The sequence below is a fragment of the Tenacibaculum aquaeponti genome (assembly GCF_057221555.1).
In genome coordinates this window covers 757,492-775,209 of record NZ_CM170147.1, presented here as the reverse complement: position 1 = coordinate 775,209, position 17,718 = coordinate 757,492, and the positions used below count along the sequence as shown (strand labels likewise).

Annotated in this window: 17 protein-coding genes; 9 read left to right on the top strand and 8 right to left on the bottom strand. The window is 28.2% G+C overall.

Going from position 1 to position 17,718, the window contains the following annotated elements:
- Positions 1-33 precede the first annotated feature (33 nt).
- From AC2TEO_RS03525 to AC2TEO_RS03510, 4 genes are all read left to right on the top strand, one after another.
- Positions 34-624, top strand: coding sequence for a hypothetical protein (locus tag AC2TEO_RS03525; RefSeq protein WP_442266782.1), 591 nt, complete (start codon positions 34-36; stop codon positions 622-624).
- The gene (locus AC2TEO_RS03520; protein WP_484730875.1) at positions 611-1,615 is read left to right on the top strand and encodes a dienelactone hydrolase family protein; all 1,005 of its coding nucleotides are present in this window, start codon (positions 611-613) and stop codon (positions 1,613-1,615) included. The genes AC2TEO_RS03525 and AC2TEO_RS03520 overlap by 14 nt, the downstream gene beginning before the upstream one ends.
- A gap of 226 nt (positions 1,616-1,841) precedes the next feature.
- Positions 1,842-3,149, top strand: coding sequence for a dihydrolipoamide acetyltransferase family protein (locus AC2TEO_RS03515; RefSeq protein WP_442266780.1), 1,308 nt, complete (start codon positions 1,842-1,844; stop codon positions 3,147-3,149).
- 197 nt (positions 3,150-3,346) lie between these two features.
- On the top strand, positions 3,347-4,081 hold the full coding sequence (locus AC2TEO_RS03510; protein WP_442266779.1) for a hypothetical protein: 735 nt from the start codon (positions 3,347-3,349) through the stop codon (positions 4,079-4,081).
- Between the two features lie 59 nt (positions 4,082-4,140).
- Here AC2TEO_RS03510 and AC2TEO_RS03505 read toward each other — a convergent pair.
- The 6 genes from AC2TEO_RS03505 to AC2TEO_RS03480 all read right to left on the bottom strand — a co-directional run bounded on the left by AC2TEO_RS03505 (position 4,141) and on the right by AC2TEO_RS03480 (position 11,557).
- Positions 4,141-5,435 (bottom strand): IS3 family transposase gene (locus AC2TEO_RS03505; protein WP_442266462.1). Its coding sequence is split into 2 segments (ribosomal slippage): positions 4,141-5,069 and positions 5,069-5,435, totalling 1,296 coding nucleotides; the frame shifts between segments, so codons are not numbered across the junction.
- Between the two features lie 83 nt (positions 5,436-5,518).
- Complete coding sequence (locus AC2TEO_RS03500) at positions 5,519-6,403, bottom strand: TIGR01777 family oxidoreductase (RefSeq protein WP_442266778.1); 885 nt, start codon at positions 6,401-6,403, stop codon at positions 5,519-5,521.
- A gap of 69 nt (positions 6,404-6,472) precedes the next feature.
- The gene (locus AC2TEO_RS03495; RefSeq protein ID WP_442266777.1) at positions 6,473-9,079 is read right to left on the bottom strand and encodes a zinc-dependent metalloprotease; all 2,607 of its coding nucleotides are present in this window, start codon (positions 9,077-9,079) and stop codon (positions 6,473-6,475) included.
- 86 nt (positions 9,080-9,165) lie between these two features.
- Positions 9,166-9,735: a YdeI/OmpD-associated family protein gene (locus AC2TEO_RS03490; protein WP_442266776.1), complete on the bottom strand. Its 570-nt coding sequence runs from the start codon at positions 9,733-9,735 to the stop codon at positions 9,166-9,168.
- On the bottom strand, positions 9,735-11,066 hold the full coding sequence (locus tag AC2TEO_RS03485) for a M28 family peptidase (protein WP_442266775.1): 1,332 nt from the start codon (positions 11,064-11,066) through the stop codon (positions 9,735-9,737). The genes AC2TEO_RS03490 and AC2TEO_RS03485 overlap by 1 nt, the downstream gene beginning before the upstream one ends.
- A gap of 95 nt (positions 11,067-11,161) precedes the next feature.
- Complete coding sequence (locus AC2TEO_RS03480; RefSeq protein WP_299682153.1) at positions 11,162-11,557, bottom strand: DUF6249 domain-containing protein; 396 nt, start codon at positions 11,555-11,557, stop codon at positions 11,162-11,164.
- Between the two features lie 135 nt (positions 11,558-11,692).
- Here AC2TEO_RS03480 and AC2TEO_RS03475 point away from each other — a divergent pair, with 135 nt between their 5' ends.
- The 4 genes from AC2TEO_RS03475 to AC2TEO_RS03460 all read left to right on the top strand — a co-directional run bounded on the left by AC2TEO_RS03475 (position 11,693) and on the right by AC2TEO_RS03460 (position 13,681).
- Positions 11,693-12,271 carry an RNA polymerase sigma factor gene (locus tag AC2TEO_RS03475; protein ID WP_442266774.1) on the top strand — a complete coding sequence of 193 codons (579 nt, stop codon included), beginning with the start codon at positions 11,693-11,695 and terminating at the stop codon, positions 12,269-12,271.
- Positions 12,261-12,665: a hypothetical protein gene (locus AC2TEO_RS03470; protein ID WP_442266773.1), complete on the top strand. Its 405-nt coding sequence runs from the start codon at positions 12,261-12,263 to the stop codon at positions 12,663-12,665. The genes AC2TEO_RS03475 and AC2TEO_RS03470 overlap by 11 nt, the downstream gene beginning before the upstream one ends.
- A gap of 112 nt (positions 12,666-12,777) precedes the next feature.
- Positions 12,778-12,984: a hypothetical protein gene (locus AC2TEO_RS03465; RefSeq protein WP_442266772.1), complete on the top strand. Its 207-nt coding sequence runs from the start codon at positions 12,778-12,780 to the stop codon at positions 12,982-12,984.
- 10 nt (positions 12,985-12,994) lie between these two features.
- Positions 12,995-13,681 carry a hypothetical protein gene (locus tag AC2TEO_RS03460; RefSeq protein WP_442266771.1) on the top strand — a complete coding sequence of 229 codons (687 nt, stop codon included), beginning with the start codon at positions 12,995-12,997 and terminating at the stop codon, positions 13,679-13,681.
- 49 nt (positions 13,682-13,730) lie between these two features.
- Here the strand turns inward: AC2TEO_RS03460 and AC2TEO_RS03455 are convergent, their stop codons facing one another.
- Positions 13,731-14,903, bottom strand: coding sequence for a nuclear transport factor 2 family protein (locus AC2TEO_RS03455; RefSeq protein WP_442266770.1), 1,173 nt, complete (start codon positions 14,901-14,903; stop codon positions 13,731-13,733).
- 177 nt (positions 14,904-15,080) lie between these two features.
- On the opposite strand from AC2TEO_RS03455, the gene AC2TEO_RS03450 reads away from it, so the two are divergent.
- Entirely contained in the window at positions 15,081-15,995 is a 915-nt protein-coding gene (locus AC2TEO_RS03450; protein ID WP_442266769.1) for a glycerophosphodiester phosphodiesterase family protein, read from the top strand.
- On the opposite strand, the gene AC2TEO_RS03445 is transcribed toward AC2TEO_RS03450, so the two are convergent.
- The gene (locus AC2TEO_RS03445; protein WP_442266768.1) at positions 15,992-17,632 is read right to left on the bottom strand and encodes a helix-turn-helix domain-containing protein; all 1,641 of its coding nucleotides are present in this window, start codon (positions 17,630-17,632) and stop codon (positions 15,992-15,994) included. The two genes, AC2TEO_RS03450 and AC2TEO_RS03445, sit on opposite strands and share 4 nt — an antisense overlap.
- Positions 17,633-17,718: the final 86 nt, after the last annotated feature.

Here is a 17,718-nt window from a genome sequence, read left to right as displayed (position 1 = left end):
CTAATTTTGGAGTGTAATTAAAAACTAAATATTATGAAATGTATTAAAGCAACCTTAGTAACAATTTTAATATCAATCAGTGCTTGTGCACAAAACACTCCAGAAATTCCAACTCCTCCACAAGCTCCAAGTTCAGGAAATTCACATACAGAAGTAACTACATCATCATCTAGAGTTAGTAGTTCAACAAGTGTTTCAGATTCAAAAAAACAATACAAATTCAGATCTAAGTTTCATTCATCAAAAAAAGATGGAGTTAAAAATATTCTTACCGATGCTTTAGATAATATTAAAGTTAAAAAGAATAGAAGAGAGTTATTGTGGGAAATTGTAGAAAATGGAGAAGTAATTTTTGAATGTACTTTATCAAAAAATAGATTATCAATTTACTTAGATAAAAAAGCAACGAATTCTAGTTTTTATAGAAAAATAAAGTCGATAGGAGAAGATTTACAAGAGTTTATATCATCACACAAAAGACATACATTTGAAAGTAGAAGAGAGAATTCTATAGGAAGAGCAGAAGCAAGATTAGAAAGAGCCAAAAGAGAATTAGAAGCTTCAATTAAAAATCTAAAAGAAATAAAAAGAGAAAAAGAAGAAGAATCAGATGAAAGATATTAATATTTTGAAACTATGGATAGTATTTATGATTCTATCAGGACTATTATCTGTTCATGCACAATGTGAAAAAATTAATATGTTTAAACACTTCACCTTTGTAAGTAATAATGATACGATTAATTATCATGTCTATTCCAAAGGTGAGGTTTCTTCAAAAAAGAACATACTACTGTTTATTCATGGATCAAGTTCAAAACCGTTTTACAGTTTTTTTAAAGAAAATGGAATTCGATATAGAGGAAGTACGATGCCTTTTGATTTGAAAGAGATACCAGATGACTATGCTTTTTTTATCGTTTCAAAAACATATATTCCATTTTGTGTTGATTCAAAAAAAGAGTTTAAAGCACCCGAAGTCTATCACAAAACAATGACTCTAAAACACAGAGCTTATCAAATAGATAAAGTAATAAAAGATATACTTACAAATTACATTCAAAGACCAAAACGGATAGTAGTAATAGGACATTCTGAAGGAAGTGATGTGGTAGCAAAAGTAGGTTCAATTAATAAAGAAATAACACATGTAGGGTTTTGGTCAGGTAGTGGAAATTCTCAATGGTATGATTTTCCTTTATTTATAAGAAAGGATGTTTTAACAGGAAAATTAACCGAAGAAGAAGGTTTAAAACAGATGGATTCTTTATTTGTGAAATATAAAGAGATTGTAAAAAATAAAGATTCAATTCATAAAAAATGGTACGGACATCCTTATAAAAGATGGTATTATTTTTCAGAGCCACCAATTGAAAACTTATTACAAATTAATGTTCCATTGTATGTAGCTATGGGAGCTAAAGATATATCAGTTCCAATAGAATCCACTTATTTAATTCCTGTTGAATTTATAAGAAACAAAAAAGAAAACCTAACATTTAAGGTATATCCAAATTTAGATCATAGCTTTAATGAAAAGTTGCCAAATGGGAAGAAAAAAAGGCATTGGAATACCGTTTTTCTTGACTTTATGAAATGGGTAAAAAATAATTAGTTGATTAAATGTTTGATTTATAAGGTGTAAAGTAAAGTGAAATTCATTAGTGAATTGTTTATTAGTGTTTTAAAAAAAATAATTTTCTTAAATAATACTTAAAAAAAAGGTGGTCAAAATGATGTTTTTTATGGTATTCGTAATAAAAACATTAATTTGCATTGGAATTAATAATAAATAAATAAATTTTATTTCTTATTTTTGCGTAGTAAAAACGATCAATACTATGGCAAAATTCGAACTAAAGCTTCCTAAAATGGGTGAAAGTGTTGCAGAGGCAACGATAACTTCATGGTTAAAAGAAGTTGGAGATACTATTGAAATGGACGACACTATTGTTGAAGTTGCAACAGATAAAGTAGATAGTGAAGTTCCTAGTGAAGTAGATGGAAAATTAGTTGAAATTTTATTTGAAAAAGATGCCGTAGTTCAAGTTGGTCAAACTATAGCTATTATCGAAGTAGAAGGTGAAGATTCAGGAAATGCTGTAGCGCAACCAGAACCAGTAAAGGAAACTACTTCTGAAGCAGTTGCTGAAGTAGAAAAAACTGTAGAAGTTGCTAAAGAAACTGTAACTTCTATAGATACTTCATCTAGTGATCGCTTTTATTCTCCATTAGTAAAAAGCATAGCAGAGAAAGAAGGTATTGCTCTTTCTGAATTAGAAAGAGTTAATGGAACAGGTAAAGATGGTAGAGTTACTAAAAACGATATTCTTGATTATGTTAAGAATAGAGGTAAAGCTCCTGTAAAAACTAACGATGCTATTCAATTTGATATTGAAAAACCTAAAAAGGTTGAGTCTGCTCCAATTACAATGAGTGGAGAGGATGAAATTATTGAAATGAGTAGAATGGGGAAACTGATTTCAAAACACATGGTAGATTCAGTGCAAACTTCTCCACACGTTCAGTCTTTTATAGAGATCGATGTAACAAATATTGTAAACTGGAGAAATAAAGTTAAAAACGCTTTCCAACAAAGAGAAGGAGAGAAGTTAACATTTACTCCAATCTTTATGCAAGCCGTTGCACAAACAATAAAGAAACATCCTATGATCAATATTTCTTTAGATGGAGATAAGATCATCAAGAGAGGAAATATTAATTTAGGTATGGCTGCTGCGCTTCCTGACGGTAATTTAATTGTACCAGTAATTAAAAATGCTGATGAATTAAGTTTAGTAGGAATGACTAAAAAAGTTAACGATTTAGCTACTAGATCAAGAGCTAATAAGTTAAAGCCAGACGATATTCAAGGAGGAACATATACTGTTACCAATATTGGTAGTTTTGGTAGTATTACAGGTACACCTATTATTAACCAGCCACAAGTTGCTATTCTTGCTTTAGGAGCAATTATTAAAAAACCTGCTGTTATCGAAACTCCTCAAGGAGATTTAATTGGTATTCGTCATAAAATGATTGTATCTCATTCTTATGATCATAGAGTTGTAAATGGAGCTTTAGGAGGTATGTTTATCAAAACATTTAAAGATATCATTGAAGCGTGGGATCCTAATCAAGATTTTTAAGCAATATACTTTATATAAAAGCATTTATTTAATGTTTATAGAGGTTGGTTATTACTCATTATTGAGTTATAACCAATTTTTTTTTACGACTTGTAAAATAATTCTTAAAACAAAATTTTATTTGATATGCTTTTTTAACTCTAATTGAACAAGTTTCTTTTTATTACTTTTGGCGATCAAACTAAAATTATTAAATAATGAAAAAAATACTTGTAGCCTTTGTGTTTTTAATTAGTGCTTTAAGTTTTTCACAAGAAAAAGTTTTATTACGTCTAAACTATGAAAAAGGAGATGTTTATCAAGTCGCTTTGAAAATGAATCAAGACATGGGAGAGATGATGAAGTTAGATATTCAAATGCTAATGGAAATGAAAGTAACAGAAGTAAAAGAAAAAAGTTTTATAACTGAAGCTTCTTTTAAAAATGTAAAAATGGATATGAATGCAATGGGGCAGCAAATGAAATACGATTCTAATATGAAAGAATCTGAAATGGATGCTTTTGCTCAAGGTGCACATTCATCAATGAAAGATCTTTTAAGTACGCTTATTGCTTTCGAATATGATAAAAGAGGTAATGTGATAAATACTAAAGTGATTTCAGGTAACGGAAATGTAAAAGATTTCCAAGATAATTTTAGTAGTATGGTTCTTCCTGAAGAAGAGGTTACTGTTGGATCAACTTGGAGTGCAATGAAATCTACAAAAGAAGGTAGTAAAATGGACTATGTGTATGAAGTTACTGCTATTAATTCTGATAATGTTGAAGTTAAGGTTTCTGGATCTATTTCTGGAGAAGAAAATGCTATTTCTGGTAAAGGAACTATTAATAGAGAAACAGGAAACATGAAAGATATGGATATGGACTTAATTATAAAGGTTCAAGGACAAAAAGTGAATTCTAAAATTTTAATGACTACAACCAAAAAGTAGAAATTATAAAAACTGACTAGTCCTAAATAACCGTTACAGTTATTTATTGATTAAATATATTAAACATCATCTAAAGCTATAGCTTTAGATGATGTTTTTTTTCGATATGATTTTATCTTCATTTTATTTTGTTGATGTGCCTGGTTAGGAGTTTTAAAATGACATGACCAATGCGGTCTTTTAGAGTTATAAATAGTTATTGATTGCTTTACTATTTTCTTCATTATCTTAATATCTAGATTTGTGGTAGCAATAAAGAACTCTTGTTTTAAGATTCCATTAACCCGTTCAGCTATCGCATTTTGATATGGATCGTATGATTCTGTCATACTACATTTAATATTATGTTTTGATAAAATATTTTGATAGATGTTACTACAGTACTGCAATCCTCTATCTGAATGATGGATAAGTTCCTTCTCTGGATATACTCTATTTTTCATAGCTATCTCCAAGGCTTTTACCGTTGAGCTTACTTCTAAAGTTTTATCCAAATGATATCCTATGATTTTCTTAGAATATGCATCTGTAATTAATGATAAATACATAGGGTTCTTACGATTGCCTAAATATGTAATATCTGCTACCCATACTTGTTCTGGTCTATTTATTTCCAGATTTTCAATAAGATTAGTATGTTTTCTAAAACGATGATGAGAGTTGGTTGTAATGTGATAACTCTTTTGTCGTTTTATCAATAGTTTATTAGCTCGTAAAATATCAAATAATCGATCTCTTCCAACAGCTAAACTGCTTAATTCCTCCGAAAGAAGATAATACAGTTTTCTTGTCCCAATCCTTGGTTGTTCCATTCTTACACGCTTAACCAATTCAACAACCTTATTGGCTATTGATTGAGATTTCTTAACTCTATAGTTAGCTTGATAATAGACCTGTCTGCTAAACCCAAGTAATTTACAGGTAGAAGAAATACTTTCTTTCTTTTGTAAAACAAACATATCAATTACTCGGTTTTGGAGTTTTTTCTAATAGGAATATTATACTCTTTCTCAGCTAAATCAATCATCATATCAAACAGTATCGCTTTCTTCTCTGATGCTGCTGCTTGAGCTTTTAAACGATTGTTTTGCTTTTCTAATTGACGTAATTTTTGCTCTAACTCTAATAATTTTTGTTCTGGTGATTTTGGCATATTAGATGGTGTTTGATCAGTCCAATCAAAGTTACCATATTTTCTCAACCATACTAAAACAGTACTTCTTCCTTGAATCCCATATTTAAGTTGAGCTTGTTTGTAGGTTAATTCGCCTTTTTCTACTTCCGATACAACCGAAAGTTTAAAACTCATCGTATAATCTTTCTGAGTACGTTTGCGGTAAATGTTGTCGTTCATAAGGTTACAAATTTGTGTAACGCTATTTCAGGACGAGACAAACAATATAAAAAAAGAGCTGTTTATTAAAACAGCTCTTTTTTTTATTGATATATTTCTTCTAAAGCTTTTGTTAGCTCTTTGTATTTAAAAGAAAAATACTTTTTAATTTTTTCTGTAGAAACTCTACTTCCTTGTAATACAATAACAGCCAATTCTCCTACAACTAGTTGCAAAACAAACTTAGGAACATTAAAAGGAGTAACAAATTTCTTTAATACCTTCCCTAAAGTTTTTGTGAATGAACTATTGGTTTGATGCTCTGGTGCTACTGCATTAAAAATCCCATTAAAAGATTGATCTTCCACTGCTTTAACATACATATCACATAAATCTTCAATGTGAATCCAAGGAATATACTGATCTCCTTTTCCTAAAGCGGATAAAAATAGTGGAGTATTCATTTTTTTTAAAGCACCACCATCTTTACTTAAAACGACACCAGTTCTTAAAATAGTAACAGGAATATTATCTTTTGAAAATTGATTAGCTGCATTTTCCCATTCAATACATATTTTGGCGATAAAATCTTTAGCTGGTTGATCTTCTTCTTTGAAAATAGTTTCAGAAGTAATTGCTCCGTAATATCCAATTCCTGAAGAGGAAATAAAACCTTTTAAAGAAGTGTTGTATTCTTTAATCTTTTGATATAATAAGTTTGCAGATAAAACTCTACTGTCTATTAATTCTTGTTTACGTTTATTAGTCCATTTTTTATCAGCTATACCTGCACCGGCAAGATGAATAATAAAATCGGTATTTTCCAGAGCTTTAGGATCAACATAGTTGTTTTTAACATCCCATTTAAAATGATGTTTTTTTTTGGGGTTCCTAGAAAGAATAATTACTTCATGATTGTTCTTTTTTAATTTTTGTTCTAGTAGTGTTCCTACCAGCCCAGTTCCTCCAGTTAATAAGATTTTTGCCATACAGTAAAAATAAAGAAAACCGTAGTTTTTTACTACGGTTTTCTTAAATTATGTTCTTTTAAAATGAAATTATTTTATTTCCTTTAAAGTATTTGTAATTAATAATTTTAACTGGTTTTTATGTGCTTTTGTAGCAATATTTCCAGTACCATTACTTACCCAAGATTTAATGTTTTTTAAATTGTATAAAGCCATTGCTTTAGAAGCATTAGTAAATCTGTTTTTTGCTTTTCCGCTTACCATATTTAATAACATTTTTGTGTATTGTGTTTGTAGATTTTGGCGGAAAGAATTTACAGATCCATAAATGTCATTTTTGAAAATTGAGTTATTTAAATCAGTCATAAATTCTGAAAGACGATATTGATTTCCATATAATTCAGAATCGCTAATACGTTGTAAAGTATTAGGATGTAAAATATGACTTAAAACTCTCATTTGGTAAGATAAAACTTGTGCATGAATTTTTGGATCTTCTGGTCCTCCAAAGAAATTATAACCACGTCTTTGTCTAGCTAAATAGTTATATAACTCTTTTGGAGCTTTAAATGCATTTGGAGCAAAAATGTACGTTTTTAAAGCATTCATAGCTCTTTTTTGATCTGTATAACTTACAGGAGTATATGGTTGAGTTTCTCCTTGTTGTCCGGCCATAGCTCTATCAACATAAACACCACCAATAAATCTAGAAATTACATCTCCAGCTCTAGCTGCTTGTCCGCTTAATACATAATAAGCATTTCTTAATTCTTGATAAGATTTACCAGTTTTAGTTAATTTAGATTTGATGTTTTTCTTAACATTATTAGCTAACTTGATACGATCTATTGAATAAGCAATTTGATTATTAGATAAATCACCAGTCATTACTCTTGGGTCAATTGCTTTACCAGGAGAACGCATATCATCTGCATCATTTCCAAAAATTAATTCAGGTTTTGTAGATTGAGCTAATAAAGCATCCATTTCAGTTTTGTTTCTAAACGGAGTATATCCAAATTGAATTGCCCAAACATCGTAAGGTCCAACAGCAGTATCATAATATTGACCTTGTTTAGCTGGATCTAAAGTTAAGTTAATAGCTGCATAATCCATTACAGAACCAGTTAAGCATTTTCCTTTAATAAATTCAGGGTTAGCTAATTCAGCAGGTGAAAATAATTGACTAGCTTTCATATTGTGGTTTAAACCTAAAGTATGTCCAACTTCATGCATAATCAAAGCAATCATAGCTTCACGCTTCATACCTTCCATTTGCATATCAGTTGCTCCAGTTGCTGCTAACACAGTTTTACCAAACATAGTGTTTTCATGCATAAGATGTCCTGCAGAACATAACATGTGATTATCTTTATTTAAGAATACGTTTTTATGAGTTTCTTCTTCAGAATTAAAAGAAGTAGCAGCATTAAAAATTCGATCTAAACGAACTCGGTTTGTAAAATGAACATATTCTAACATGATATCTGCACCTAAGATTTCTCCAGTTTTTGGATTAACAAAACTAGGTCCGTATCCACCAAAAGGAGGATTAGGAGAAGAAGTCCAACGTAAAACATTGTATCTTACATCACCAGCATCCCAGTCAGCATTATCAGGTTGAACTTTTACAACCATTGCATTTTTAAATCCTGCTTTTTCAAAAGCAACATTCCATGCTAAAACACCTTGTTTAATAGTTTCTCTCCATTCAAGAGGAGTTGAGTTTTCAATCCACCAAGTAATAGGAGTAACAGGTTCAGAAATTGCAGCATTTGGATCTTTTTTTACTAATCTCCATCTATGAACAAAATCTCTATAATTAATAGCATCAGTGCTAGTCATATCGTTTACCTCTGTAGTAAAATAACCAACTCTAGGATCATCAAATCTAGTTTCATACCCGTTGTCAGGCATATTCATAAAAGTATGGAATACCTTAATAGATACATATCTTCCGTCTTTAATAGCAGAGCTTCCTCCATTTAAGACACTTGGGTTATTATATACATATTCTGTTTTAATATTGGTGTTTTCTGGGTAATTCTTTATTGAATTTACTTTAGATTTATTTTTATCAAAACGACCTAGTTTAAATGCAAAAGGAGATCTACCTGGAAAACTAGGAAATTTAACCCTTGTAAGTGCTTCTGATAGGAATAAACTGCTAGCGTCAATTAAGTATTCTCCTTTTTTGTCATCAGAAGCTAAAATTTTTGCGCTTGTAATAATGGCATCACTTGTATTAGCTTCCGCAGATTTAGATATAGCATTATTTTCATCAAAATAAAAAGATGTATTTGGAGCTACAAATTCAATTTTATTAAAGTACTTTTTAATATTGAAAACACTAGATCCTCTATACGATCCTCTAAAAGCATTAGCTTCAGTAACTCCATCAGCAATTTGTGAAAAATAAATATAGTCTTTGTTTAACTGATCTTTTTTAACCAATAACTTAACAGATCCAGTAACTGAATCTTGAAAAATGGTAAATAAACCTTCAATTTTTGAGCTTTTTTTAGTTAAGTCTGCTATTGTTTTTGTTGGTTTTTTCTTAGGCTTTTTAGGCATTTCCAACTTTGCTTTTTCCTTATCTTTTTTCTTTTTTCTTCTTTGTGCATTAATGTCATTAACGCTTAAAAGCAATAATGCCAAGAAGATAGATAATACTAGTCTTGGTTTTTTTGTAAACATTTTACTATATTTTTAAATGATTTATTTAATGGTTTGTAAAAATATTATTAAAATTTTTAAAAAATTGTTAATGATATAATAAATAGTTATCTGATTTTTTTGATGTTTTGTTTACAAAGTGTTACGATTTTTTCAATTCTATTTTTACGAGTAGATTCTCTTTTAGCAAGAAATAACCAGTATAAATAACTTTTTTGATATGAAGGAGCAAAATTTTTATAGTTTGTATAAGCTTCTTTATTTCTCTTAAATGATTTCAGTAAATCTTCTGGAATTATTAAGTTTTCAACATCATCTAAAGCAAACCAACTTCCGTTTTCTTTTGCAATTTTTATTGATTCTAAGCCACTTTTATGTAGTAGTTTTAAAGTAAATAATTCTTCAATATAATTTTTATTTACTTTACTCCATACACTTTTTGGTTTTCTTGGGCAGAAATATTGATGTCGTTTTCCATCACCTAAACTCTTTACAGTAGAATCTATCCAACCAAAGCATAAAGCGACTTTTACAGCTTCTTCCCAACGCATCGATTGAATTTTTGTTTCAATTTTATAAAAAATCAAATACACCCCTTGAGATGTATCATGATTTTTTAATAACCAATTATACCATTCTTTATCTTCTTTAAAGTATAATTGTATTTTTTCAGGCATTAGCGAATTATTTTAGATGGAAAACTAACAATACTTTCATATCCATTTTCACCAACTGCACTAATACCAAAGAAGAAGTTATCTACAACAATTCCTTCAAGTACAAATTCATTCACATTTTCTACATATTTAAAATGATCCCAGGTAGGAGAAGTTGTATCTCTCCAATAAATTTTATAACCTTTTGCTCCTTTTACATGATCCCATTTAAATTTAGCAGCAGCTTCAACAATTCCTCCAATACCTACGTTTTTTGGTGAAGGTGGAGCAGAAGCAACACTAGCTAAGTTTATAGCGTTTACAGCAGTTAATTTTTTGGCATAATCGAAATTTACAAATTTGAATTTATCACCATATTCGATACCATTTTCTGTACGAATATCTTGATGTTGTTGTGTGTAGTTCTCATGAGCTTCCATAATTCTAATTCCAGCAAAACCAACATCGTTAAAAGGTCTATGGTGACCACCACGTCCAAAACGATCTAATCTATAAATCATCTTCGGATTCATTTCAGGCATATAGGTTTTTGTAGTTTTATAAATATATCGAGCTAATTGTCTAGAAATTCCATCAACTTCACCACCGTAAAAACGACGAGCTCTTTTTTGTTGTGCAGTTTCTGTAGGAGGAGTTGGTTCAGAAAAAATTCTAAATGTTCTATTATCAATAACTCCATCTACTCCTTTAATGTTACCAATCATGTCATTATTTATTACCCCAACAATATTCCAACCTTTATTTTTAGCATAATTTGCTAATCCTTTTCCTCCAAATAAACCTTGTTCTTCACCAGATAAACCAACATATATAATACTATTATTAAATTTATATTTACTTAAAACCCTAGCAGCTTCTATTGCACCGGCCATTCCTGTAGCATTATCATTAGCACCAGGAGCATCATCAGTATAATTATTCGGATCAGAAATACGAGAATCTATATCTCCACTCATAACAATGTAATTATTTGGGTTTTTAGTTCCTCTTTGAATAGCTACAACATTTACAACCCAAACGTCTTTTGTAATTCTTTGATTTGTTCCTTTCTTAACTAAATCTTTTTGATAAAAAACATCTAAGCAGTTGTTACATTTTTTAGAAATCTGCTCAAATTCATTTTTAATCCATCTTCGTGCAGCTCCAATTCCTCTTGTATTAGAAACCGTATCACTTAAAGTATGACGAGTACCAAAATCAGCTAATGTTTTAATATCTGCTTTAATTCTATCGGTAGATATAGCGTTTATAATATCATAAATTTTTGTATCAGTCTGACTATAAGAAAATGAGGTTATGAATAGAGTAATTATAGTTAAGTATTTGTTCATTTTGTAATTAAGTTTGTTTTTCTAAAAATACAAAACAAAAAAGAGAGTGTACTTGTAATACACTCTCTTTAACAGATTCTGTTTGTATGTTTAATTTATTCTTTATCTAGTCTCTTTGTTAAATAGAAACCTAAAAGTAAGGCTCCGCCACCACATAAGAAAATAGAAGAAGTATAGAAAACTTGTTCTGTAATTCTAATTTTATCTTCAATTCTTCCATCAATAAAATTTTTAGATGGACTAGCAAAGTAATAACTTAAAATAGATCCTAGTAAAATTCCAACACCAATCCCCATTAACAATAAGGCAAAATTTAAGATGATGATTCTTCCTGTTAAAGTAGATCTTTTTCGTTCTCCTATTGAAAATATTTTTGCTTCTTGGCCTTTTTCAATTAAAGCTAAACGCTCTCTGTTTCTTGTAGAGAAGTATAGATAAAAGATTCCGAAAACTACTGCAAAGAAAAAGATAAATACTAATGCAACTTCCATATGTAATATATTTTAAATGTTTTTTATTGTGTTTGTAATTGAGACTTGAGTGTTTCAAAAAAGGTTACAACTTTTTTCAAAAAAAATATGAAAGTTTTTTGTAACCTTTTTAAATTGTAGCCTGTCTTACGATAAATGACTATTAAAAACGACCAAACTTATATTGATAAAACCTTAACAGGTGACACAAATTCCTTTGCTTTTTTGGTAGAGAAATATAAAGTTATGGTATATAGTTTAGCTTTAAAAATGCTTAAAAATAAAGAAGAAGCAGAAGAAGTTTCTCAAGATACTTTTATCAAAGCATTTAAAAATTTAAGTAAGTTTAAAGGAGAATCTAAATTCTCTACTTGGTTATATAAAATTGCATATAGAAATTGTTTAGATGCAATTAAGAAAAATGAGAAAAAGTATGTTATTGATGTTATTGATGAAATTACGGAAAACAAAGTAAGAAGCACAGATAATGTTTTAGAACAAATAACAAAAAAAGAACGTACTGATTTGTTGAAGAAATGTTTGCATAAACTGCCAGAACAAGAGCGTTCTATTTTATGGATGTTTTATTTTGATGAATTAAATTTAAAAGAGATTAAAGAAGTTACAGAACTTAAAGAATCTAATATTAAAGTTACTTTACATAGAGCAAGAAAAAGATTAGTATCGATTATTAACGAGAATGTTAAATCTGAATTGATTAATTATGGAGCATAATGAAGAGCAAAAATCATTAGAAAGATTTACTGAAAAGTATATTAAAGAAATTCAAGGAGAGGTACCTTCTTTTAATTTTACAAATTCTGTAATGGATACTATTATCCAACAAGAAGCTGAAAGTGCAAAGGTTTTTGAATACACGCCATTAATATCTAGGAAAGTTTGGATGGTGTTATTGGCTTTATTTATTGGATTTTTAGTTTTTTTAATTAGTATTTCAACTAGTATATTTTCAAAAATAAATTTCAGTTTAAGTTTTCCTGAATTTGAATTATTCAATGTTTTTGAATCAGTTTCAATTCCTAAAAATATCATGTATCTAATTACTATTTTAACTTTTTTAGTTTTAGGCCAATTGTATTTCTTTAAGAAACGTTTTGAAAATATATGAAAACTTTAATGTTTGTTTATTAGATGATTAAGTTTTTTTCGTGAGTGTTTTTTGTTTAAGACTGTTAAAAAATGATTATATTCACAACAGTAATTAATAAAGAATAATCCTTATGAAAAAAAACTTTTTAATCGTATTAATGTTCTCTTTTATTGCTTTTGCTTGCGGAGATAAGAAAGCAGAAGAGGAAAAAAAGAAAGCAGTAGAGCTAGAACAACAAATAGAAGCTGTTAGTAAAGAAGTTGACGAAAATGTTGATTCGTTACAAAAAGAAGCTGAAGAGATAGAGAATGAATTAAAAGCATTAGATAACTTATAAAATTTAAAGAATGAAATTTTCAAAATATATATTAGTAGCATTACTTATAAGTTTTGTAAGTACTGTTAACGCACAAAAGAAATCTAAAGAAGAGAAAAAAGCTAAAAAAGAGTTGGTAAAACAAAAGAAAGCAGCTCTCAAAGAAAAGAAAGTTGAAGCTAAAAAAAGAAAGAAGGAGTTAAAAGAGATGAAAAAAGAAATTAAAGCAGAGAAAAAAGAATTAAAAGTTGAAAAGGATAAAATTTTAGGAGATCATAAAGAAAAAATGAAAGATATGTCTAAAGAAGAAAAAAAGGCATATTTAGAAGCAAATCCAGAATTGAAAGAAAAACTTGAAGCTCATAAAGAAATAACAAAAGAAAAACGTAAAGAATTAAAAGCTAAGAAAAAAGTTTTTAAAAATGAAAAAGCTAATGCTGTTCAGCAAAGAATAGAGAATAAGAAAGAAAAGATTGCTTTTTTTGAAGATAAAAATACTAAAGCAAGGACTAAAATTGCTAAAACAAAAGAACGTTTAGAAGCACAAAAGGCATCTGGAGAGATTACTGAAGATCAGTATAAAGAAAAAATGGAAAAGGTTTCCAAAATAGAAGAGAGAATACAAAAGCACGATGAAAAAGTGTTAAAAATGAAATCTAAATTAGTAAAAAGCGAAGAAAAACTAGAAAAACTGAACACCAAGAAAAAAGAAGAATAGAATAAAAATTATTTTCTAAGCTTAAAAAGCCTCCATTTTTGGAGGCTTTTTATTGTCTTAAAAAACGTACAGTAGTTATTTTACCATTATTTACTTCATAAATAGCAACAGTTTTAAAACTCTTACCATTTATAGTAATTTGTTCTTCATCAATTACCTTATTTCCTTTTATAATGCGATTTAAAATTTTACAGTTTAAATCTTTTACACTATTAAACATTGGTCCGTAGACCAATTCCATTTTTTTCTTCCCTTGATAATTTAATTTATCTAAATATGTGTATACTTTTACATCTTCGCTAAAAGTTGCTAAAAAGTTTTTTAAATTTCTATTATTATAAGCTTCTAACTGTTTTTGCACAATATGTCTTGGTGATTCTTCTGCAACAATAGCCAATTGAGTTCCATTTTTATTAACTGTAATTCTAGAAATATTATTAATTTCTTCATTAGTAAATCTATGGAATAAAGACCAACCTTGATCTTTCTTAGGATGATATTTAAAAATTACATTTTTATTGGGAATCAATAAAGTGCCGTCTGGTAACCAACACATATCTTGATTCTCCATAATACTTGTAATAGATTTTTTCTCTAAAGTTTTAGGATTTAACGACCAAACCTGCCATATTTGATCACTTTTTTTTGTAAAACTTATCAAATCTGAATTTGGAATTTTATGAAATGATCTTCCCACATTTTTTATAATTGCTGTGCTTTTTTGAGCTTTTATATCTGTTACATTTAACTCTAAAGAATCATTAACAATTGCAGAAGAAACTAAAGTGTTTTTATCAAACCAAACCGGATAAGCAACTACTAAATCCTTAATAAGCTCTTTGTTTTTACCGGTATTAAAATCATATTCATAAAAACGTTGTTTTCCATCTATATCTAACCTTACAGCAGAAATATTTTTAGAATTAGGTATGCGTTGAGGAGAATATTCGCCTCCTTTTGGTGTGTTATTAATAAAAGTAACTTTTCCTGTTCTAATATTATATTTAGCAATATCTGTTTGTTTATTTCTAGTTGAAGAAAATATAATTGTATTCTCATCGTAGAAATGAGGTTGGTTATCGTATGCTTTATTGTTAGAAATGTTTCGTCCGTTAGAAACTATCCATTCATTTTCTTTTTTTTGAATATCAAATAAATGTACTTCTGTGTTTACTTGAGCAAATGAAAAAAACGGAAGAATACATAAGATTAACTTTTTCATGAGAGTGATTTTAAAGCTTTAAAGGTAATAAAACTCATCTCAATAGAGAAATTACGATGAGATTGTGTAAAATTTAGATTAAAATAGTTCGTTTTAATTTATAAAAACATAATATAATTTAAACATAAATTTAGCTTTTAGAAATGTAAATTTGATAACTGATATAAATATAGGAGTATGAAGTTTTTTAAAGTTGAAATAGTATTGTTTATTTTAAGTTTATCTTTAATTACTTGTAAAACAAATGAGTCGAATCATCATGTTTATGAGATTTCAACAAAAGAAAAAGATAATGTAAGATTAATAACTTCTTTTAAATCATGGAGTAATAATCCAATTCCATTAATTAGTGCACATAGAGGAGGACCTTATCCTGGTTTTCCAGAGAATGCAATTGAAACTTTTGAAAATATAACGAAATACACACCAGTAGTAATAGAATGTGATGTTGCAATGAGTAAAGACAGTGTATTAGTTTTAATGCATGACAAAACTTTAAATAGAACCACTACAGGATATGGAAATGTTCAGGATAAAACTTATGAAGAGCTTAAAAAACTAAATTTAGTAGATAATGAGGGGAAAGAAACTAATTTTAAAATACCTACGTTAGATAAAGTTTTATCGTGGGGAAAAGGAAAAGTATTATTTACTTTAGATATAAAAAGAGGAGTACCTTTTAACAAAGTAGTTGATTTTGTAGAGAAACATAATGCTGTAGATTATGCTGCTATTATTACCTATCGAATTCAAGATGCAAAACTAATTCACCAATTAAATAAGGAAATGATTATTTCTGTTTCTGCTGGTAATAACGGAGCAATAGATCAAATAGAAAAAGCAAATTTACCAGCAGAAAAATTATTAGGTTTTGTAGGAACAAGACAACCAGATCTTTCCCATTACAATAGTTTAAAAGAAAAAGGCATTAAAACAATTTTAGGAACATTAGGGAATTTAGATAAAAGTGCTGTAGCTAAAGGTAACGATGAAGTATACTTAACATACATAAAAAATGGAGCAAATATTATAGCAACAGATCGACCATTAGAAGTAGCTAAAGTTTTTAAAAAAATTAAAAATAAAGATTAGTCTAAGGTTTTTATAAAATTTGAAGGTAAACTTCCTGTTTGTTTTTTAAATGCTTTTCTGAAAGAATCTGAACTCTTATAACCTAATTCTTTAGTTAAACTTTCTATACTATATGATTTATAACGCTTGTCTTGAGAAAGTTTTTCAAGAATATATTCAATCCTTAAAGTATTGATATAGTCATTAAAACTTTTTTTATAATGAGCGTTTATTGCTTTAGATAAATAAGTTGTGTTTGTGTTTATTCTTTTAGCAGTATTGTATGCATTGCAGTTTAAATTCAAATAGAAGTTTTCTTTTTCTAGAAGTTCTAAATTTTCAATAATCTCAATCATAGTTTCTTTTTTTAGTATAGAATTTTTTTTATGATTGGTTATTTTTTTATGTAATACGTTATTTTTTTTCCTTTTGAAAAGGAAAGAGATAGTAATAATGAGACAAAACAGAGAGAAGATTATCTGATAAATAATTTTAGTTGTATTTGTATAACTTGTTTTATTTTGTTTTTCAAATTCAATTTGAAATTTTTCACTTTCACGTTTAGTAACATGGCTCGAGATAGAATCTGTAATAGTATTTAATTGATTAGAAGCTTCGATATGATCTTTATAATATTTGTTAGAAGTTTTATAATTTCCAACTTCACCATAAGCATTTGCTAATAGATTTAATTCAGATTTGGTCCAAGGATTAACTTTTTGATTAGTTTTAAAATAACTGAAACTTTCTAAAACTTTTATAGAACCATTATAATCGCCTAATAGATAGAGTATATCTGCTTCTAACCCTTTGTTATAAAAATCTAAAGGTTGTTGTCTTGCACTATCTAAATATGTTTTCGATTTTTCAAACTTTTTATTTCTTCCAGCGATGTAAGCTTCCATTAAGTACATTTTTACATAAGCTAGTTTGCTTTTACTTTTTTTTATATGTTTTTTATGTAATGTTTGATATTTAGTTAAAGTGTCTAATTCATATTCCTTATTGTGTTTATAAAATCTAAAAATAAGCTCTGTAATTTCTATTTGTACTAAATTAACATCTTTCTCAATGGCATATGGAATGTTTGTAGTATTAAGTCGATCATATAGTTTTTTAATTCTTTTGAAACCTAAAGATTCATAAAGTGTATAACACAAAACATAATCTGCATAAAGTTGAGCTTTAGCTTCAATAATTAAATCGTTTTCCTCTTTTGCTAGCATACTACTAATTTCAAATTTTGTTAAAGCCTTTTTCCAGTTACCTTTATAAAAATGGCAAAAAGCTTCAAGTAGTTCTAACTTGGCTAAATATGGATGATTAATTATGTAGTTTGTAGATGTTATGTAGCTTTTATATGCGTTTACATTTTTTAAATTATCCTTAAAACTCAAGTTTTTCATAACAATAATCGTTTTTAAAAAATGAAAGTCATTTTTTAAAGATTGATTGTTTGTTCTATCAATTTTTTTCCAAAGTTCTTGTAATTCATTATGAACATTAAAATTGTCTCCAGCAAGAATTCTTAGTTTATAAGTATGAATTAATTCATGTAAAGATTTTCCTGTTAAAGATTTAAAAGAGGCATTAGATATTTGAGTAAATCCAAAGTTATAGAATAAAATAAATACAATCGTTGAAACGAAGTTTTTCATAGAATTTTAAAGGTTAATTAGGTGTAAATTACTCAATTTTTGAAATATAAAAACTTTAAAAAATAAAGATTTACCTAAATTTATAA